An 18,886-nucleotide genomic window follows, 5' to 3' on the forward strand; every position below is an offset into this window, starting at 1 on the left:
AACCCATCCTCGGCCGGAAGAGTTACGTAAACACACGCAAAACACGCAGAGGGGTTTACAACGGCACCGTAGGTGGCATGTCGATTTCGCCGACGTGCGAATCCCCGAGCGCACACTGAGCGAAAGGCCCTGGCGCTTATGAACACCACGGTCAGCTGCGAGCTGCACCTGCGCCTCGTTGTGTCGAGCGAGTCATCCCTGCCTGTCCCCGCAGGCCTGCGGTACGACACGGCCGACCCCTACGCCGTGCACGCCACCTTCCACACCGGAGCCGAGGAAACCGTCGAGTGGGTGTTCGCCCGCGACCTCCTCGCCGAAGGCCTCCATCGCCCCACGGGCACCGGCGACGTCCGCGTCTGGCCGTCGCGCAGTCATGGTCAGGGGGTCGTCTGCATCGCCCTGAGCTCTCCGGAGGGCGAGGCCCTGCTCGAGGCCCCGGCGCGAGCCCTGGAGTCCTTCCTGAAGCGGACCGACGCTGCCGTGCCGCCCGGCACGGAGCACCGCCACTTCGACCTCGACCAGGAGTTGTCCCACATCCTGGCGGAGAGCTAGGCCGAGGTCGTACCAAGCCGCCCGGCGCCGTCGACTCGGGGTGACGGCTCGGGCTCGGACAACCGCATAGCACAGGCACCGGCGCCGCCGCCGCGACTCGTCGCGCGGCGGCGCCGGTGTGTCCGGCCTGGAATGCCCGGCCGTCCGCGGGGCAGGCGTTGTCACGGACGGTGAGCAGGGAGGGGCGTCGGTCCGGTCGGTCCGGTCACGCACGCCAGCGGCTCCACTACCATCGGCCAGCATCGGCGGGCACGGGCCCGACACCCAGGCCAGGGAGCGAAACGTGCTGATCACCCACGACACCCGGTGTGCCCTCGACACCGTGGTCGATCTGGTGAACACCGCGCCGGAGGACGCCACGGCCCAGGACGGGCTGCCGGACCTCCCGGCCCTCACCGAGTTCATCGCGACGCACGAGATCAGCGATGTCGGCTCCCTGACGGAGGCCGACCTCGCGGGGGTGCGGAAGATACGCGGTCTCTTCGCCGCCGTCTTCGCGGCGCCGGAGGCCAGGGCCGCGGCCCGGCTGATCAACGAGCTGGTCGCCGCCGCGGGCACCACGCCGCGGCTCACGGACCACGACGGCTACGAGTGGCATGTGCACTACTTCGCGCCCGGCGCCTCCGTCGCGGACCACCTGGCCGCCGACTGCGGCATGGCGCTGGCGTTCTTCGTGGTGGCCGGGGAGCAGGAGCGGCTGCGGCGGTGCGAGGCGCCCGACTGCCGGCGCGCGTTCGTCGACCTGTCCCGCAATCGCTCGCGCCGCTACTGCGACAGCAGGACCTGCGGGAACCGGCTGCACGTGGCCGCGTACCGGGCGCGGCGCAAGGAGGCGGCGGGCTGATCCGCGCGCGGCGGAGGCGCCGGGGAGAGGGTGTGACGTGGGCCCCGACGGATGGCGTCGGGGACCACGGGTACGGCTCACAGCAACAGCAGGTCGTGCAGAGCGGCCATGAGCAGCAGACTCCCGATCACCGCAAGGAAGATCATCAGCGGTGGTTGGGACAGGGCGAAGAGGCATCCACGCGGCTTTTCCTTCGGCGGCGCGGCCTCGCTCGGTGTCGTGTCCAGCATCTCGTCGGCGATGATGGCCCAGGCCAGAGCCGCTTCGCGATCTCACACCCGGAATGAGCGGGTGATCGCCGAAATCCTCGATGTCCGGTTCGGGTCGTGATCGATTACGGGCACGCAGGGGTCGGACTGTGTCGTTTCACCCGTTGTGACCCTGTGCGGGTCAGATGCCGTGCTTCTTCAGAATGGCCTCGATATCGCTGAAGTCGTCGCCGGACTGGCCGCCCGGGGCCTTCGCGGGCCGGGACGGGCGACTCGCGCCGGGGCCGAGGGAGGGCGCGGAGGCGCCCGGCGCGACCGGGTCGGCGCGCTGGGCGTCCCTCGCCTCCTTGCGCTGCTTGCGGGTGGTGCCGCGGCGTCGCTCCACCGCGCGGGTGGTCGCGAACAGCAGCCAGGAACCGCCGAGCACGCAGAAACCGGCCCAGGCCGTGGGGCTGAAGGCGGTGTGCGCCAGCCAGTTGACGACGCCCGTCATCACCAGGCCGATCGGGACGAGGGAGTAGGCGGCGATCCTGGTGGCCGTCAGATACCGCTTGCGGTACGCCGTGACCACCGCGATGCCGAGTCCGGCCACGGACACGGCGGAACAGACTGTCTCGGCAATCATCCGGTCCTCCAGGCGGGCTCGGGCGAGGTGGGCACTTCGTCCCTTCCATCCTGCACCGCCCGACCCCCGCCGGGCCACGGTCGGACCCGAGATCAGGGAGATCTCCGGGTCGAATCCTCCGCAGGTGCCGGTCGTCGGCCCGGCGGAGGCCGGGCCGGGCCCGCGCGGACGCCGGTTGGGCCGCGCCCCGGGCGGCTGGGAGACTGGGCGCATGAGCGACTCCTCCCCCGTGCCTTCCGCCACGCCCGCGAGCCCCGTCCGCCCCGTGCTCGACGTGTGGTGCGAACTCCAGTGCCCCGACTGCCGCACCGCCCTGGAGGACGTGCGTGCCCTGCGGGCGCGGTACGGCGACCGGCTCGAGGTGCGGCTGCGGCACTTCCCGCTGGAGAAGCACAAGCACTCCTTCGCCGCCGCGCAGGCCGCCGAGGAGGCGCTGGAGCAGGGCAAGGGCTGGGAGTACGTCGAGGCCGTGCTCGGCCGGGTCGAGCGGCTCGACCGCGCGGGCGAACCCTTCCTCGTCGAGGTGGCCGGTGAACTCGGCCTGGACGCCGAGGAGTTCGACACCGCGCTGATCGACGGCCGGCACATCCTGATCGTCGACGCCGATCAGGCCGAGGGCAAGGCGATCGGTGTGACCGGCACCCCCACCTACGTCATCGACGATCAGCGCCTCGACGGCGGCAAGAGCCAGGAAGGGCTGCGGGAGCGGATCGAGGAGATCGCGGACCGGCTGCTGGCGGCGGCCGACGCCTGAGCGCGGACCGCGTCACAGCAGGGGTTTCTGGAGTCCGTAGAGCGTGGTCAGGTAGCCGAGGGACGTGTAGAGCCGCTCGGCCGCGGTGTTCCCCGCGAAGACGTTCAGACCGAGGGAGGTCCGGCCCGCGGCGGCGGCCTGCCGCTCGGCGAGGAGCATGAGGGTTCGGCCGTGCCCCCGGCCGCGGTGGGCCGCGTCGGACTCGACGTAGTAGACGAACGCCTGCCCGTCGTCCCCCTCGCCGTCGCCCTCCCGGGCCAGGCACAGCCACAGGACGCCGACCACCACGCCCTCGTGCTCCACCACGCTGAACCGCATGTTCTCCGTGTCGAGCCCCTTCGGCAGCAGCACCTCGTGGTCGTGCCTGGCCTTCGCGCGGGCCGCGTCCTCGGGCACGCCCCGCGCCATCCAGTCGCGCGCGTACCGCTCACCGTGGTCGGCGTGCCAGCGGGCGAACTCGGCGGCGGTCATGGGCCGGGCCAGGCTGCCGTCGGGCAGGGCGGGCGGGGTGGCGGCGAGCCGTTTGCTCATGCCGCGGTTGCGCGGCTGATAGCCGAGCGCCTCGACGAGCCGCAGCGCGGGCACGGCGTCCGCGGGCACGGTGACCTCGATCACCCGGCAGCCCCAGCCGCGCGCCACCTCCTCCGCGGCGAGCGCGGCGACCGTGCCCCGGCCGCGGCGCCGGTCGGGTTCGTCGACGGTCAGGTCCTGGATACGGGCCACCGACGGCCCGAGGGACGGTGAGGTGTCGAGGTGGAGGGTGCCGACGGGACGGCTGTTCACGCACACCTGGTAGTGGCGCGAGCGCGTTCCGTCGGCGGCGCGCTGGAGCGGCTCGGTCGGCCGCAGAGTCGTGGTCATCAGGGGAGTTCTACCCGCGCCCGGCCGTCGAGTCAGCCGGTTTTCCGACGGTCACGGATCGAGGTCGGCGCCGGACCGCTCGTCGAAGATCCGCATGGCCTTGGCGGTCACCGGGCCGGGGGCGCCGGGCAGTTCGCGGCCGTCGACGCGGTGCACGGCCTGGATGTCGCGCAGGCTGGAGGTGAGGAAGACCTCCTCGGCCTGCTCCAGCACGTCGAAGGGCAGGTCGCTCTCGCGGGCGCCGGTCCACTCGACGGTCAGGGCGCGGGTGATGCCCGCGAGGCAGCCGGAGGAGAGCGGCGGGGTGTGCAGTTCGCCGTCGAGGACGACGAAGACGTTCGAGCCGGTGCCTTCGCAGAGCCGGCCGACGGTGTTGGCGAACAGCGCCTCGGAGGCGCCCTGTTGGCGGGCGCGGGCGAGCGCGACGACGTTCTCGGCGTACGAGGTCGTCTTGAGGCCGACGAGCGCGCCGCGTTCGTTGCGGGTCCACGGCACGGTGATCACGGCGGTGGAGTCGGGGCGGCGGGTGCTCTCACCGAGGGCGACGAGCAGGGTCGGGGGGTGCTCGCCGCGGTCCGAGCCGAGCGGGCCGAGGCCGCCGGTGTAGGTGATGCGCAGCCGGCCGAGGGCCATCGGCTCGGCGTCGAGGACGGCGGCGCAGGCGCGGCGCACCTCGTCGTGGTCGGGGTCGGGCAGGCCGAGGCCCCGGGCCGAGCGGGTCAGCCGGTCGAGGTGGCGGGTGAGGGCGAAGGGCTTGCCGTGCACCGCCTGGACCGTCTCGAATATGCCGTCGCCCACGGTCAGGCCGTGGTCGAGGGCGGAGACACGGGCCGCGTCGGCGTCCCGCAGCCCGCCGTCGAGCCAGATCTTCATGTCGGGTCTCCTTCAGCGTTCGCGTCGTACGTTCCCGACGCTACCGCGAGCAGCCGTGCGGCCTTCAGTTCGGTCTCCCGCCACTCGCCCTCGGGGTCGGAGCCCCAGGTGATGCCCGCGCCGGTGCCGAACCGCAGCGTCGCCGCGCCCCGCCGGGTCCGGTCGATCCAGAACGTGCGGATGCCGACGGCGAGTTCGGCGGTGCCCCGGTCGGCGTCGACCCAGCCGATGCCGCCGCAGTAGGGGCCGCGGGGCGCGGTCTCCAGGGCGTCGATCACCCGCAGGGCGCTCGACTTGGGGGCGCCGGTGACCGATCCGGGCGGGAAGGCGGCGCCGAGCAGCTCGGGCCAGCCGGCGCCGGCCCGCAGTTCGCCCCTGACCGTGGACACCAGGTGGACCAGGCCGGGGTGCTTCTCGACGGCGCACAGGTCGGGCACGGTGACGCTGCCGGTGGCGCAGACACGCCCGAGGTCGTTGCGGACCAGGTCCACGATCATCACGTTCTCGGCGTGGTCCTTCTCCAGCAGGTCGGCCTCGGTGCGTCCGGTCCCCTTGATCGGCCCGGACTCGACGACCCGGCCGTCCCTGCGCAGGAACAGCTCGGGCGAGGCGGTGGCGGTCTCCACGCCGTGCTCGGGCAGCCGGATCGTGCCCGCGTACGGTGCCGGGTTGCCGCGGGCCAGCAGCGCGGTCAGGGCGTCCACGTCGGCGTCGGGCGGCACCGGCGCGGAGAGCACCCGGCAGAGGTTGGCCTGGTAGACCTCGCCCGTCGCTATCCGCTTCCGGATCCGGCTGACGGCGCTCGTGTACGCGCCCCGGTCGAGGGACGACGTCCAGTCGGCGACGGCGGGCCCGCGCCAGGCACCGGGCGCGGGCGCCGGCACCGGCGTCTCGCGCACGTCGGCGAAGCGGGCGCAGGTCACCCGGCCCTCGAAGTCGAGGGCGACGGCCCAGAACCCGGCGGACTCCAGGGCCGCGGGGTCGTCGGTGACGTCGAGGAGCCCGGTGGCGAGGCGGTCGCCGAAGCGGGCGAGGGGCGGCAGATCGGGCAGGTCGGGCACGGGGTCGAGTCTAGGTCGGGTGTCCGAGCGGCAACCCCGGCGTGTCCGTGAGGAGGCCCTGGCCACGCGCGTGACCGGGCGCACGCCAGCACGCTGCGCAAACGCGTTTTTGTCCTGGCCCCGGAATCCGCTAGAGTTCAACACGTCGCCGGGACGCGGGAGCGGACCGAAACGACAGGCGGACGTAGCTCAGTTGGTAGAGCGCAACCTTGCCAAGGTTGAGGTCGCGAGTTCGAGCCTCGTCGTCCGCTCGAAGGAAGTAGGGGACCCTCACCGGTCCCCGCACTCCTGGTGGAGTGGCCGAGAGGCGAGGCAACGGCCTGCAAAGCCGTCTACACGGGTTCAAATCCCGTCTCCACCTCCAAGGACGATTAGCTCAGCGGGAGAGCGCTTCCCTGACACGGAAGAGGTCACTGGTTCAATCCCAGTATCGTCCACTGAAGCCTGATGGCTTCGACCCGCGCGATTAGCTCAGCGGGAGAGCGCTTCCCTGACACGGAAGAGGTCACTGGTTCAATCCCAGTATCGCGCACGCGGCAGTTCAGACGCACCACCCGGTCCTCGGACCGTGGTCCCGAGGACGATTAGCTCAGCGGGAGAGCGCTTCCCTGACACGGAAGAGGTCACTGGTTCAATCCCAGTATCGTCCACGCACCGAAGCCCCCGGCCCTGCGGCCGGGGGCTTCTTCGTGGTGCGGCTCAGCTGGAGAACAGCATGTGGCCGAAGCTCTTGTGCCGGTGGTGCCCGTGGTGGCCGCCGTAGTGACCGCCGTGGCCGCCCTGCGGCGCGCCCCAGGCGGGGGCGGCGGGCGCCGGGTACTCCTGCTGCGGGCCGGGGGGCGGCGGGGCGGGCTGGGACCACTGGGACTCCACCCGGGTAAGCGCCTCCAGTTCCCCGTAGTCGAGGAAGATGCCTCGGCAGCCACTGCACTGCTCGATCTGGACGCCGTTCCGGTTGTAGGTGTGCATCGGCGCATGACACTTCGGGCACTGCATGGTCGGCTCAACTCCTCGCCTGACGATCCTGATTGACCTGACTTCAGCACAGACTCCGTCCTGGCGCACCTGGTTGCACCTCACCCGGCGTGACCTCAGGTCAACTCCGGTGCGGTGGACGCCATACGGACACACGCGTCGATCACGGACAGCTCCACCTCGTCCGGCGGGCGGTCCTCGGCGGCCGCCTTGGTGAGGGCGCGGGCGGCGGTCTGGAGGGTGAGGGCGCGGGCCGGGACGTCCAGGGCGGGCCAGGGGTCGCCGTCGGCGGGGACGGCCGGGCCGCCGGCCGCGCGGTAGGCGGCGAGGAAGCGGGCCCACTCGTCGGGCGGGAGGAGTCCGCAGGCGTACCAGGCGGCGGGGCGCGCGAGATCCCAGGCGGGGACGCCGACCCCCACGTCGTCGACGTCGATGAGCAGCCACGCGCCGCCGCGCGCGGGCCGGCGGACGAGCTGCCCGAGGTGGAGATCGCCGTGGCAGAGGCCGGCGCGGCCGGGCTGGGGAGACTCGGCGCGGGCCCAGGCGGGGAGAGCGGCCCAGGCACGCAGGAGGTGGGGGACGGCGGGGTGCGCGGAGGCGGGGCGAGCGGCGGTGGGGCGAGCGGCGGTGGGGTGAGCGGGGCGCGGGACGGCGGGGGTTTCGAGGGCTGCGACGGCTCGGGCCGCCTTCCACGGGCCGCGCATGGCGGGCAGGGGGCCGGGCCCGGGCGGGGGTGGCGTCCGGTGGAGGCGGGCGAGGAGCGTGGCGACGGCTTCCCAGGGGGCCGCGTCGGGGTCGTCCGGGTCGACGGGGGTGCCGTAGGGCCAGAGCGTGACCAGCCGGCCGTCCACCGGGAGGGGGGTCGTGGCGAGCGGGGGCAGGAAGACGTCGGGGAGGGCGGCCGCGACGGCGAGGCGGGGGGCCAGGTCCGCGAGGACGGTGCCCGGGGCGTGCGCCTTGGCGACGGTGTCACCGTGCCGGACGACGGTGGCGTCGGGGCGGTCGGCGAGGGTGCGGGTCGGGCCGCAGGGGCAGTCGGGGTCCGCCGGGTGCGCGGCGGCCAGGACCCGGTCGCGGAGCCGGGCGAGCAGGGTGCCGCTTCCCGGGGAGGACGATGCGGCTGCCATGGGGCTCCCTGGACTGCGCGGGACGGGACGGGACCGGAGGGGACTGCTCGGGACGGGACGGGACGGGACGGAGTGAGGGTACGGGGTGGGGGCCTGGGCGCGGGCGCGGTGGTGCGGATGCGGGCTCGGGCAGTGCGGGGCGGGCGGCGGCGTTGTCTGTCGGGGCCGGTGTGTGGCCGGGGACGGCCGGGCGTGGGTCAGGGACCGAGGGTCGCCGTCCGTCGCTCGGGCGCGCGGCCCGGGTCGAGACGTCGCCGTCCGTCACCCCGGCACGCGGCCTTGATCGAGACGTCGCCGTCCGTCGCTCGGGCGCGCAGGTCGGTCGGTGGGACGGGCGCCGGGCCCGTGGAGTCCGCGTCGCGCCGCCGGATCGCCGGGCGGAAGGCGCAGGTCGGGTCGGGACAGGTCGGGCGGACCGGGTCGGTTGTGGCGGACCGGCTGGTGATGGTGGGTGGTCGGTCGGGGTTTTCGGGCAGAGCAATGCCGGCGCAGCTCCCCAGCTGCGCCGGCATTATTGCCGTCCGCCGCACCCCCGTCCCCACGGGGTTTCATGGGTGGATGTCCCCGCCCGGACCGCTCATCCGGGCCTGGGGTCGCCGCTCAGCGCCCCAGCATCACGCCCACGGACGACGCCTGTGTGGCCACTGTCTCCCAGCCGTCGAAGACGAGGAGCAACAGGGCCGCCAGGGGAAGGGCCATCAGCGTCGCCACCAGTGGGTGGCGACGGCCTTGCCGGCGCGGGCGGAACGCGGTTCGTGCCGTGCGATCCTTGCTGCGGACGGGTGTCCGCGGTGCCGTCAGGGCCATGGTCCCTCTCCTGACCGTCTCAGTTGTCGTTGCAGCGGCGGGTGTCTGACCTCGGGGGACGAGTGCTCGCACCCGCCGCTTGACTTCAAATCTAGGCGTCGGGAGCGCGGCGGGCGTCATGCCCTCGTACCGATTGCCTGGCCTCCGGGAGGATGAGCCGTCACCCGGTGCGTACTCCCCTGGGTGGAGAGATCGCCCCAGCTCTCAGGGTCATCCCGGAAGGGGCGCCCGGTCTGTCACGCTTCTTCCGAGCTGTCCTGCCGTGGAATCGGCTGTTCCACCAGCGCGAGGACCCGATTCGCCATGAAACGGGCGGTGCGGACCACAGAGCCGTTTCGGGTGACTTCGCTCACTTCCACCACACCTCGGCGTACCGCCGTCTCCACCCGGCGGCCCGCCCTCACGGCCACCACCTCGTAGGTCAGGGTCGTGTCACCCGCGTCCACCACTATCTCCACGCGATCACCCTTCACGTCCTCAATCCCCCTTCTGTGACGGATGGTTGGTAGCGCTCAGCGGTCGAAGTGCCGCTCCCCTTCCGCTCCCTGACCGCTCCTCAATTCTCCCACCGGGCACTGACAATCGATCGGGACGAGAGGGCGCGGCTCCTGCGCGCGGGCGGCCGTGGAAACGTAAGCTGTCGCTCGTCACACGGACCGGGCAGCGGGGATGAACATGGCGATGATGCGCCTGAGGCGCGAGGACCCGCGTGTCGTCGGCTCGTTCAGGCTTCACCGACGGCTCGGCGCGGGCGGGATGGGCGTGGTGTACCTGGGCTCCGACAAGAAGGGGCAGCGGGTCGCGCTGAAGGTGATCCGGCCCGATCTCGCGGAGGACCAGGAGTTCCGCTCGCGGTTCGCACGGGAGGTCTCGGCGGCCCGGCGGATCCGCGGCGGGTGCACCGCGCGGCTGGTCGCGGCCGATCTGGACGCCGAACGGCCGTGGTTCGCCACCCAGTACGTGCCCGGCCCGTCCCTGCACGACAAGGTCGCCGACGAGGGCCCGATGCTCGCGGTCGACGTCGCGTCCGTGGGCGCCGCGCTCTCCGAGGGGCTCGTCGCCGTCCACGAGGCCGGGGTGGTGCACCGGGACCTCAAGCCGTCCAACATCCTGCTGTCCCCGAAGGGGCCGCGGATCATCGACTTCGGCATCGCCTGGGCGACCGGCGCCTCCACCCTCACCCATGTGGGCACCGCCGTCGGCTCCCCCGGGTTCCTCGCGCCCGAACAGGTGCGCGGGGTCGCCGTCACGCCCGCCACGGACGTCTTCTCGCTCGGCGCGACCCTCGCCTACTCGGCGACCGGTGACTCGCCCTTCGGGCACGGCAGTTCCGAGGTGATGCTGTACCGGGTGGTGCACGAGGAGCCGCAGCTGCACGGCGTTCCCGACGCGCTGGCCCCGCTGGTGCGGGCCTGCCTCGCGAAGGACCCGGAGGAGCGGCCGAGCACCCTCCAACTGTCGCTGCGCCTCAAGGAGATCGCCGCCCGCGAGGCCCAGGGGCTCGCCGACGTGCGCCCGCCCGCGCCGCGCTCCGCCGAGCCTGACCGCGGTACCGGCGGGCGGCTGGCCGACACCTACCCGGAGCCGCAGCGCACCCTGCGGCGTCCGCAGGGCACTCCCCCGCCCCGGGGCACCACGCCCGCGCCGCGCGGTCCCGGTCCCTCCCGGGGTGGTGCTCCGTCCCGGGGTGGGGCGCCCTCGCAGGGCGGCGGCACGGCGCGCGGCGGTTCCGCGGCGCGGCCCGCAGACGGACGGTCCACCCGGGGCAGCCGGTCGGGCAGCCGGCCCGCGCCCCGCAGCGGTCCCGGCAGGCCGGGACCGCGCACCACGGGGACGAAGCTGCGTCCCGCGAATCCGCGGCTGCTGCGGCAGCGGCTGTTCGTGTTCGTCGTCGTCACCCTGCTCGTGGCGCTCGGTATCGCGCTCGCGCAGGGGTGTCAGGGGCCCTCGCGGGGGCTCGGTCCTGACGGGTCGGAGGGAACCGGCGGCAACGGCGCCGTCCGCAACCAGCAGGTGGATCCGCGGCCGGGCGGGGGCCCGTTGACGGGGCAGCGGTACGACGGGACGTTCACGGCGCCCGAGTAGGCGCGCGGCGGGTCAGGAGGATCGCCGGGCCCGCCGCGAGCAAGGGTTCAGGCGTTCGGGCGGCCGGTGGCCACCGCGTAGAAGGCGACCGCCGCCGCCGCGCCGACGTTGAGCGAGTCCACCCCGTGCGACATCGGGATGCGGACCCATTCGTCGGCGGCCACCAGGGCCTGGGTGGAGAGGCCGTCGCCCTCGGCGCCGAGCATCAGGGCGACCCGGTCCATCCGGTGCGGGGCGGCCTCGTCGAGGCTTCTGGCCTTCTCGTCCGGGGTGAGCGCGAGGAGGGTGAAGCCGGCCTCGCGGACCGACTCCAGGCTCTTGGGCCAGCTCTCCAGCCGGGCGTACGGCACGGAGAAGACCGCGCCCATCGACACCTTGACGCTGCGGCGGTAGAGGGGGTCGGCGCAGTCGGGGGAGAGCAGGACGGCGTCCATGCCGAGGGCGGCGGCCGAGCGGAAGATCGCGCCGATGTTGGTGTGGTCGTTGACCGACTCCATGACGACGACCCGGCGGGCGCTCTGCAACAGGTCGGCCGCCGTGGGCAGGGGCTTGCGCTGCATGGAGGCGAGGGCGCCGCGGTGCACGTGGTAGCCGGTGACCTGCTCGGCCAGTTCCGGGCTCACCGCGTAGACGGGGGCGGGGAGTTCGTCGATGACGTCGCGCATGACGTCGACCCACTTCGCCGACAGCAGCATGGAGCGCATCTCGTAGCCGGCGTCCTTGGCGCGTCTGATGACCTTCTCGCCCTCGGCGATGAACAGGCCCTCGGCCGGCTCGCGCTTGCGGCGCAGTTCGACGTCGGTCAGGCCCGTGTAGTCGCGCAGACGGGGGTCGTCGGGGTCCTCGACGGTGATGAGATCGGCCACAGGGTGATACTGCCTTGTCCTGGGTTCGGTGCCAACGGTTCGGAACGGGTGGGTTACCCGGGGTTACTTCGAGTGTGCGGGTTACTCGGGGTGCTTCGGCTGCCCGAGGGCCGCGCCCACGGACACCACCTCGCCGATGACGATGACCGCGGGCGGCCGTACGTCCTGTGCGCGGACCGTCTCGGCGACCGTCGACAGGGTCGCGTCGACCCGGCGCTGGGCCGCCGTCGTGCCCTCCTGGACCAGGGCCACCGGGGTGTCGGGCGACTTGCCGTGCGCGACGAGGGTCTCGGCGATCCGGCCGATCTTGTCGACGCCCATCAGGATCACCAACGTGCCGGTCAGCGCGGCCAGGGCCCGCCAGTCGACCAGGGAGCGGGCGTCGTCAGGGGCGACATGGCCGCTCACCACGGTGAACTCGTGTGCGACCCCGCGGTGTGTGACCGGGATGCCGGCCGCGCCCGGCACCGAGATCGAACTGGAGATGCCGGGGACGACCGTGCAGGCGATGCCCGCCTCCGCGAGGGCCTGCACCTCCTCCATGCCCCGGCCGAAGACATACGGGTCGCCGCCCTTGAGGCGGACCACCGACCTGCCCTTCCTCGCGTGCTCGATCAGCGCGTTGTTGATGGCCTCCTGCGCCATGAAACGGCCGTACGGGATCTTCGCCGCGTCGATCACCTCGACGTGCGGGGGAAGTTCGGCGAGCAGATCGCGCGGGCCGAGCCGGTCCGCGATGACGACGTCGGCCTCGGCGAGCAGCCGGCGGCCGCGCACCGTGATCAGGTCCGGGTCGCCGGGGCCGCCGCCGACCAGGGCGACACCGGGGGTGCGGGTGCGGTGGTGGGGGGCGACGAGCGTGCCGTCGCGCAGGCCCTCGACGACCGCGTCGCGGACGGCCGCGGTGTGCCGGGGGTCGCGGCCGCGGGCGTCCGTGGTGAGGACGGCGACGGTGACGCCCTCGCTGTGCCCGGTGGCCGGGGTCCACGCGGTGGCCGCGTCGGCGTCGTCGGAGCGGACGCACCAGACCCGGTGCCGTTCCGCCTCGGCGGACGCGGCACGGTTGGCGTCGGTGTCGCTGGTGGCGATCAGCGCGTACCAGGCGTCCGCGAGGTCGCCGTCCCGGTATCCGCGGCGCTCCCAGGTGATCTCGCCCGCGTCCGCCATCGCCTCGACCGACGGGGTCGCCTCCGGGGAGACGAGGACGAGGTCCGCGCCCGCCGCGATCAGGGCCGGCAGGCGGCGCTGGGCGACCTGGCCGCCACCGAGGACGATCACTCGCCGCCCGGAGAGACGGAGGCCCACGGGGTAGGCGGGGTGGTGGGACATGAGGGGGCGCTCCTCGTGCGGGGCGGGTGCGGACGGGGGTGGGCTGACGTGGGCATTTTAGGCGGGGGTGAGTGAGGGTGCCTGCCTGCCCTCGCGCCGCCGGTGGCTGTCTGCCGGGGGGCGAACTCGCCCACGGGGGCGGTGTCCCGTCGGCGAGGGCGGTGTCTCGTCGGCGAGGGCGATATCTCGTCGGCGAGGGCGGTGTCTCATGGGCGGGTGCGGGTGGGTGGGTTCTCTGTTCCTCGCCCGCGCGCCGCCCGTCACGGTTCGGCGAGAAGCCGGTCCCGCCCGCGGCGGTGCTGTCTCGTCGGCGGGTGCGGGTGCGGTCCGCCTCGGGGAGGCGCGGGGCGGCCGGGCCTCACGCCTCCCCTCCCCTACTTCTCCGTCACTCCCGCCGAGTCGAACGTCGCCACCTCGTGCATCGCCCTCGCCGTGCTCTGGACCAGCGGCAGGGCCAGCAGCGCTCCGGTGCCCTCGCCCAGGCGGAGGTCCAGGTCGACGAGGGGGCGCAGGCCCAGTTTGTTGAGGGCCGCCACATGTCCCGGTTCCGCGCTGCGGTGGCCCGCGATGCAGGCCGCGAGGACCTCGGGGGCGATGGCGCGGGCCACCAGCGCGGCCGCTCCCGCGCTGACGCCGTCCAGGATCACCGGTGTCCGCAGCGACGCGCCGCCCAGGAGCAGGCCGACGATCGCCGCGTGCTCGAACCCGCCGACGGCGGCCAGGACGCCGATGGGGTCGGCCGGGTCCGGCTGGTGGAGTTCGAGCGCGCGCCGCACGACCTCGGTCTTGCGGGCCAGTGTCTCGTCGTTGATGCCGGTGCCGCGGCCGGTCACCTCGGCCGGTTCCGCTCCGGTGAAGACCGAGATCAGGGCCGCCGACGCGGTGGTGTTGGCGATGCCCATCTCACCTGTGAGCAGCGCCTTGTTGCCCGCCGCGACGAGGTCGCGGGCCGTCTCGATGCCGACCTCGATGGCCTTCTTGGCCTCCTCGCGGGTCATCGCGGGTCCGGTCGTCATGTCGGACGTGCCCGCGCGGACCTTGCGGGGCAGCAGGCCGGGGGAGGCCGGGAGGTCGGTGGCGACACCGACGTCGACGACGCAGACCTCGGCCCCGACCTGGCTGGCGAACGCGTTGCAGACGGCGCCGCCGCCCAGGAAGTTCGCCACCATCTGCGCGGTGACCTCCTGCGGCCACGGCGTGACGCCCTGGGCGTGCACCCCGTGGTCACCGGCGAAGACCGCGACCGCCGCGGGCTCCGGGATCGGCGGCGGGCACTGCCGGGACAGGCCGGACAGCTGCGCGGAGATGATCTCCAGCATGCCGAGCGCGCCGGCCGGCTTCGTCATCCGCTTCTGCCGCTCCCATGCCTCGCCGAGCGCCTTGGCGTCCAGCGGGCGGATCTGGGAGACGGTCTCGCCGAGCAGGTCGTGCGGGTCCTCGCCGGGCAGCGCGCGCCGCCCGTACGTCTCCTCGTGCACGACCCAGGAGAGCGGGCGCCGTTTCGACCAGCCCGCCTGCATCAGCTCGGGCTCCTCGGGGAACTCGTCGACGTACCCGACGCACAGGTAGGCGATGACCTCCAAGTGTTCGGGCAGTCCGAGGGCGCGGACCATCTCGCGCTCGTCGAAGAAGCTGACCCAGCCGACGCCGAGGCCCTCGGCGCGGGCCGCGAGCCACAGGTTCTCGACGGCGAGCGCGGCGGAGTACGGCGCCATCTGCGGCTGGGTGTGCCGGCCGAGGGTGTGCCGGCCGCCCCGGGTGGGGTCGGCGGTGACGACGATGTTGACCGGGGTGTCGAGTATGGCCTCGATCTTCATTTCCTTGAACTGCTTGGCGCGGCCCTTGGGCAGCGTCCTCGCGTACGCGTCACGCTGGCGCTCGGCGAGTTCGTGCATGGTGCGCCGGGTGTCGGCGGACCGGATCACGACGAAGTCCCACGGCTGCGAGTGGCCGACGGACGGCGCGGTGTGCGCCGCCTCCAGGACGCGCAGCAGCACGTCGTGCGGGATCGGGTCGGCGCGGAAGCCGTTGCGGATGTCGCGGCGCTCGCGCATCACCTTGAGGACGGCCGCGCGTTCGGCGTCGTCGTAGGCGGGCGCGGCCGGGCCGGTGGAGCGCGGGGGCGCCGCCACCGCCGTCTGGGGCGTGGGTACCGTCAGCACCTCGGCCGTGGTGTCGGGCCCGGTCTCGGGCTCGGCGGGGGTGTCGGTCTCCGGTGTCCCGGCGTGCCGGGGGGCGGCCTGCTCGGGCTCCCGGGGGCCGGGGACCATGGCCGTCCGCTCCGTGCCCTCCTCCACCGGCTGCGGCGCGAACTCGCCTTCAGGTGCGGCCTGTTGGGGCTGGGCGGCGACGGGCGGCGCGAACTCCGGCTGCGGTTGAGCCACGGCCACCGCCGGTGCGGGCGGGTGCCGCTGGTCGTCGGGGTCGGTCGGGAACCGGTGGTCCGCGTGGGGCTGCGCCGCCTCGGGCGCGGCGACCGGGTGCGGCCCGTCCTCGGCCGGCGGCTCGACGGGCACACCGTCGGCCCGCGGGACCTCTGCCCCGGCGTCGGCCTCGGGCTGTGCCTCCGCGACCTGCTCGGCCTGCGGCTCGGGCGCGACGGCGTCAGGGGCGACGACGGTGTCCTCGGCGCCGGCGTCCGGCACCGGTGCCTCGGTCCCGGCCTGCGGGGCGAACGCGATCGGCGCCTCGCCCTCCCCGGCGGCGGCGTCGGCCTCGGGCGCGACGGACCCGGCGTCCCCCTCGACGGCCGCGGGCGCACCCGGCACGTCCTGCGGACCCTGGGCCACCTCGGGGCCCGCGTCGGGCTCGGCGGGTGCCGCCTGCTGGACCGGGTACCCGGGTGCGCCGTCCGCTGCGGGCTCCCCGGGGTAGCCCTGCGGGGGCACGGCGGGCGTCTCGGCGGAGTGGGCGGTGGGCTCGGGGCTCCACGCGGCCTCTGTCGCCCAGGTGGCGTGCGGCTGGGGCGTCTGCGGGACGGGGCCCGCCGCCTCGGCGGCCTGCGCCACCCCGACCGGAACGCCGACGGGCACCCCGACCGGCAGCCCGGCGGACGCGCCGACCGGCACGCCCACCGACGTACCGACGGACAGCGCGACCGGTTCGGCGATCGGCCCGGCCGCCGTGTCGGTCGCCTCGGTCGCCGTTTCGGTAGCCGTCTCGATCGCCGGTTCAGGGACCGCTTCGGCGACCGGTTCAGCTATGGGTGCGGCGAGCGGCTCCGCGACCGGCTCGGCGGCCGGCGGCTGCGACTCGACGACCGGCTCGGCGGCCTGCGCGACGGCCGCGGGGACGCCGGCCTCCTGGACGGCGGGCTCCGCCGTAGCGGGCTCAGCCGTGGCGGGCTCCGCCGTGGCGGGCTCCGCCGTGGCGGGCTCAGCGACCGGCTCGGCCACGGCTTCCGGGACGGGCTCCGCGACCGGCTCGGCCACGGCTTCGGCCATCGGCTCCGCGACCGCTTCCGGCGCCGGCTCGGCGGTCGGCTCCGTCGCGACGTCCGCGACCGGCTCGGGCTGCGCCACGGGTGCGGCGATCGGCTCGGGCACCGGCTCAACGGACGACGCGGGCATCGGCTCAGCGGTCGGCTCGGTCGCCTGGGCGGCGGCCTGTTCGGGCACCGGAGCCGTCGCCTGCTCGGGTTCCGGCTGCTCGGCTCGCGCCTCGTCCATCGGGCGGCCGACCGGCTCGCTCACCGGCTGTCCGACCTGGCCGACCGTGGGGGCCGGCCATGTCTCCACGGCGACCTGGGTCGTGGCGGTGGCCTGGACCGGGGCCGGGGCACCCCAGGGGGCGCCGCTCTGCGGGGACGCGTCGAGGTACTCGGGGCCCGCGGGCGGCGGGACGACGGGCTGGCGGACCGGTGCCCCGGCGGGGCCGCGGTCGGCGAGGGAGCGGACCGGGCTCGCGGAGGCGTTCGGGATCGGCGGGCCGAGGTGCAGCGGGCGCCGGGTGGGGGCCGCGGCCAGGGTCGGGGAGGTGACGGGCGGCGGCTCGGGCAGGCGGACGCCGCCGAGGTCGACGGAGCCGGTGTCCCGGCCGTCCGTCTCGTGCGGGCCCGGCTGGTGGACGGCCTCGACGACCGGCTCGGGCGCGGGCGGCGCGACCTCGTTGCCCCACGGGCTCTGGGCGCCGGGCAGCAGCAGCTGGTCTTCGTCCTGGGCGGTGGTCTCGGAGAGGTAGGCGTACGCGGCGTGGGCGGGGACGCCCGGCTGCTCCGCCGTGCCTGCGTTCTCCGGCAGTCCCTCGCCCGGGACCTGGCCGGTGTCGGTCATGCGTACCCCTCGCCCATCGGTTAGTGCTTCTGCGACCAGCTCACCGGGGACGGCGCACCGACCGCCCCCCGTGAAGAACGAGCTTGCCTGTCCGGCGGCACGAACGATCCGCCGGGAAAGACGACAAAGCCATTAACTGGCATTGTCCCGGTCGTTCCCCGCCGCGTCAGCTTGATCGGCGACGGTCCGCTGTGGACTGCGCCACGTTGCGCGTCCTCCGGTTCCGCCGTACCACACTCACCCCAAAACGGGCGTCCTTTTGGGACATTGGCCGACGAAGCGCCGGGCAGCCGAGAGCGGTACAACGATCGGCCAGCCTACCGCGCGCCGTACGACAACAGGATCACCGGTAGGGCAGAAAACAGGATCACCGGGACACGGTCGGGGGTGTCCGGGGTCAGCGTTCGCGCTCGGCGAGCACACCGCTGAGCAGGAACGCGACGCTCCGTTCCGTCTCCGTCCAGGCCCTGGTGTCGAGTTGGACGGACTGGAGGAGGGCGCACTCCACCCGGTAGCCGTGCTCGGACAGGTCGCGGCCGATGAGTTCGGCGGCGTCGCGGGTGGCGGCGTGGGTGACGATCCGCTGCGGGCGCCGGTCCGCGACGGCGGAGACCACCGCCGCTCCCCCGCCGCCGACGCGCACGACGTCGGGTTCCTGGAGGTTCTCCAGGACGTGCGGGGCGAGGCCCTGGACGATCTGGAGCTGGACCCCGTGCCTGCGGGCGGCGGCGTCGGCGCGGGCGCAGGCGTCGAGGACCCGGTCGACGGCGATGACGGCGGCGCCGGCGCGGGCGGCCTCGACGGCGAAGGCGCCGCTCGCGCAGCCGATGTCCCACACCAGGTCGCCGATGCGGGGTCCGAGCCTGGCGAGTTGGGCGGCGCGCAGCAGATCCGTTTCGCCCTCGCCGAGGGGGCCGTCGTAGCTCTCGGCGGGCAGGGTCCAGCCGCGCGGTCCTGTGCCCAGGTCGCGGCCGGCCAGCCAGCCGGCGTCGGCCGCGGGGCCCGTGGTGACCGGGCCGCCGATGGCGATGACCACGTTGGGGTCGCGCCAGCTGCGGTCGGCGGCCTTGTCGGAGGTGACGACGCTGACCTGTTCGCGTTCGGTGCCGAGTTCCTCGCAGATGACGAAGGTGCGGTGGACGCCTTCGAGGAGCAGGCCGAGCTCGGCGGGGCCCGCGCCGGGCGAGGTGAGGACGGCGACCTTGGCGTGGGCGCGGCAGACGTTGACCGCGCGGCGCAGGGTGCGCGGGTGGGCGACGACGACCTGGGCGTCCTCCCAGGCCATGCCGGCCCGTGCGAAGGCGGCGGCGACGGAGGAGACGGCGGGCACGACCTCGACCTCGAGGCCGTACTCGGGGCCGCGCAGGGTGCGCACGACGCCGAAGAAGCCGGGGTCGCCGTCGGCGAGCACGACGGCGGAGCCGCGGTGGGCGGCGATCCGGCGGGCGGCCAGCGCGACGCTGCCGAGGCGGATGCGTTCGGCGCTCCTGGGCACCTCGGGGAGTTCGAGGTGGTGGGCGGCGCCCGCGACCAGGGTGGCGGCACCGAGGGCGGAGCGTGCGGCCGCGTTCAGGGGGGAGCCGTCCCAGCCGATCACCGTGACCCGGTCGGCCATCGTCGTCAGTCTCCAGGGTCTTCGCGGGTCGT

17 protein-coding genes and 5 tRNA genes are annotated in these 18,886 nt (G+C 74.3%); 9 read left to right on the forward strand and 13 right to left on the reverse strand.

The features are described 5' to 3' along the window. The first annotated feature begins 138 nt into the window (after positions 1–138). Both DDJ31_RS07105 and DDJ31_RS07110 read left to right on the forward strand, forming a co-directional pair. Positions 139–552 (forward strand): SsgA family sporulation/cell division regulator, encoded by a 414-nt coding sequence (locus DDJ31_RS07105; RefSeq protein ID WP_004002642.1) that lies wholly within the window; start codon positions 139–141, stop codon positions 550–552. Positions 553–835: 283 nt separating this feature from the next. Then, positions 836–1,396: a CGNR zinc finger domain-containing protein gene (locus DDJ31_RS07110; RefSeq protein ID WP_127181138.1), complete on the forward strand. Its 561-nt coding sequence runs from the start codon at positions 836–838 to the stop codon at positions 1,394–1,396. A gap of 77 nt (positions 1,397–1,473) precedes the next feature. Here DDJ31_RS07110 and DDJ31_RS07115 read toward each other — a convergent pair whose 3' ends face one another. Together DDJ31_RS07115 and DDJ31_RS07120 are read right to left on the reverse strand one after the other, a co-directional pair. Continuing rightward, positions 1,474–1,626: a hypothetical protein gene (locus DDJ31_RS07115; protein ID WP_164785027.1), complete on the reverse strand. Its 153-nt coding sequence runs from the start codon at positions 1,624–1,626 to the stop codon at positions 1,474–1,476. Positions 1,627–1,786: 160 nt separating this feature from the next. Further along, positions 1,787–2,230, reverse strand: coding sequence for a hypothetical protein (locus DDJ31_RS07120; protein WP_127181137.1), 444 nt, complete (start codon positions 2,228–2,230; stop codon positions 1,787–1,789). A gap of 211 nt (positions 2,231–2,441) precedes the next feature. On the opposite strand from DDJ31_RS07120, the gene DDJ31_RS07125 reads away from it, so the two are divergent. Next, positions 2,442–2,984, forward strand: a complete 543-nt coding sequence (locus DDJ31_RS07125; protein WP_171480781.1) for a DsbA family protein — start codon at positions 2,442–2,444, stop codon at positions 2,982–2,984. 12 nt (positions 2,985–2,996) lie between these two features. On the opposite strand, the gene DDJ31_RS07130 is transcribed toward DDJ31_RS07125, so the two are convergent. The 3 genes from DDJ31_RS07130 to DDJ31_RS07140 are packed head-to-tail and all read right to left on the reverse strand — an operon-like array spanning position 2,997 to position 5,770. After that, entirely contained in the window at positions 2,997–3,845 is an 849-nt protein-coding gene (locus DDJ31_RS07130) for a GNAT family N-acetyltransferase (protein ID WP_127181135.1), read from the reverse strand. Between the two features lie 51 nt (positions 3,846–3,896). Further along, positions 3,897–4,718 carry an aminotransferase class IV gene (locus tag DDJ31_RS07135; RefSeq protein WP_127181134.1) on the reverse strand — a complete coding sequence of 274 codons (822 nt, stop codon included), beginning with the start codon at positions 4,716–4,718 and terminating at the stop codon, positions 3,897–3,899. Next, complete coding sequence (locus DDJ31_RS07140) at positions 4,715–5,770, reverse strand: chorismate-binding protein (protein ID WP_127182915.1); 1,056 nt, start codon at positions 5,768–5,770, stop codon at positions 4,715–4,717. Before DDJ31_RS07140 ends, DDJ31_RS07135 begins: the two co-directional genes overlap by 4 nt. 187 nt (positions 5,771–5,957) lie before the next feature. Between DDJ31_RS07140 and DDJ31_RS07145 the strand changes: the two genes are divergently transcribed. From DDJ31_RS07145 to DDJ31_RS07165, 5 genes are all read left to right on the forward strand, one after another. Next, positions 5,958–6,030 (forward strand) — tRNA-Gly (locus tag DDJ31_RS07145). A 39-nt stretch (positions 6,031–6,069) separates the two neighbouring features. Beyond that, positions 6,070–6,143 (forward strand) — tRNA-Cys (locus tag DDJ31_RS07150). Between the two features lies 1 nt (position 6,144). Then, positions 6,145–6,216: transfer RNA gene (locus DDJ31_RS07155), tRNA-Val, on the forward strand. 23 nt (positions 6,217–6,239) lie between these two features. Beyond that, positions 6,240–6,311, forward strand: a tRNA-Val gene (locus DDJ31_RS07160). A 46-nt stretch (positions 6,312–6,357) separates the two neighbouring features. Next, positions 6,358–6,429 (forward strand) — tRNA-Val (locus DDJ31_RS07165). A gap of 49 nt (positions 6,430–6,478) precedes the next feature. Here the strand turns inward: DDJ31_RS07165 and DDJ31_RS07170 are convergent. The 4 genes from DDJ31_RS07170 to DDJ31_RS07185 form a co-directional block, all read right to left on the reverse strand. Next, on the reverse strand, positions 6,479–6,775 hold the full coding sequence (locus DDJ31_RS07170; RefSeq protein ID WP_127181133.1) for a zf-TFIIB domain-containing protein: 297 nt from the start codon (positions 6,773–6,775) through the stop codon (positions 6,479–6,481). A 95-nt stretch (positions 6,776–6,870) separates the two neighbouring features. Continuing rightward, positions 6,871–7,881: a phosphotransferase gene (locus DDJ31_RS07175; protein WP_127181132.1), complete on the reverse strand. Its 1,011-nt coding sequence runs from the start codon at positions 7,879–7,881 to the stop codon at positions 6,871–6,873. A gap of 600 nt (positions 7,882–8,481) precedes the next feature. Further along, complete coding sequence (locus DDJ31_RS07180) at positions 8,482–8,688, reverse strand: hypothetical protein (RefSeq protein ID WP_127181131.1); 207 nt, start codon at positions 8,686–8,688, stop codon at positions 8,482–8,484. Between the two features lie 236 nt (positions 8,689–8,924). Next, entirely contained in the window at positions 8,925–9,161 is a 237-nt protein-coding gene (locus DDJ31_RS07185; RefSeq protein ID WP_127181130.1) for a hypothetical protein, read from the reverse strand. A 196-nt stretch (positions 9,162–9,357) separates the two neighbouring features. Here DDJ31_RS07185 and DDJ31_RS07190 point away from each other — a divergent pair, with 196 nt between their 5' ends. Continuing rightward, on the forward strand, positions 9,358–10,773 hold the full coding sequence (locus DDJ31_RS07190; protein WP_127181129.1) for a serine/threonine-protein kinase: 1,416 nt from the start codon (positions 9,358–9,360) through the stop codon (positions 10,771–10,773). A 47-nt stretch (positions 10,774–10,820) separates the two neighbouring features. On the opposite strand, the gene DDJ31_RS07195 is transcribed toward DDJ31_RS07190, so the two are convergent. The 4 genes from DDJ31_RS07195 to cbiE all read right to left on the reverse strand — a co-directional run bounded on the left by DDJ31_RS07195 (position 10,821) and on the right by cbiE (position 18,854). Then, positions 10,821–11,639, reverse strand: a complete 819-nt coding sequence (locus tag DDJ31_RS07195) for a TrmH family RNA methyltransferase (RefSeq protein WP_127181128.1) — start codon at positions 11,637–11,639, stop codon at positions 10,821–10,823. A gap of 81 nt (positions 11,640–11,720) precedes the next feature. Beyond that, a complete protein-coding gene (gene cobA / locus DDJ31_RS07200) occupies positions 11,721–12,968 on the reverse strand; it encodes a uroporphyrinogen-III C-methyltransferase (RefSeq protein ID WP_127181127.1) in 1,248 nt (415 codons plus the stop codon). Positions 12,969–13,342: 374 nt separating this feature from the next. Beyond that, the gene (gene cobT / locus DDJ31_RS07205; protein WP_127181126.1) at positions 13,343–17,239 is read right to left on the reverse strand and encodes a nicotinate-nucleotide--dimethylbenzimidazole phosphoribosyltransferase; all 3,897 of its coding nucleotides are present in this window, start codon (positions 17,237–17,239) and stop codon (positions 13,343–13,345) included. 397 nt (positions 17,240–17,636) lie between these two features. Then, positions 17,637–18,854 carry a precorrin-6y C5,15-methyltransferase (decarboxylating) subunit CbiE gene (gene cbiE / locus DDJ31_RS07210; RefSeq protein ID WP_127181125.1) on the reverse strand — a complete coding sequence of 406 codons (1,218 nt, stop codon included), beginning with the start codon at positions 18,852–18,854 and terminating at the stop codon, positions 17,637–17,639. Between the last annotated feature and the right edge of the window lie 32 nt (positions 18,855–18,886).

The sequence above is a fragment of the Streptomyces griseoviridis genome, assembly GCF_005222485.1.
In the GTDB taxonomy this organism is placed as follows: Bacteria; Actinomycetota; Actinomycetes; order Streptomycetales; family Streptomycetaceae; genus Streptomyces; species Streptomyces hintoniae.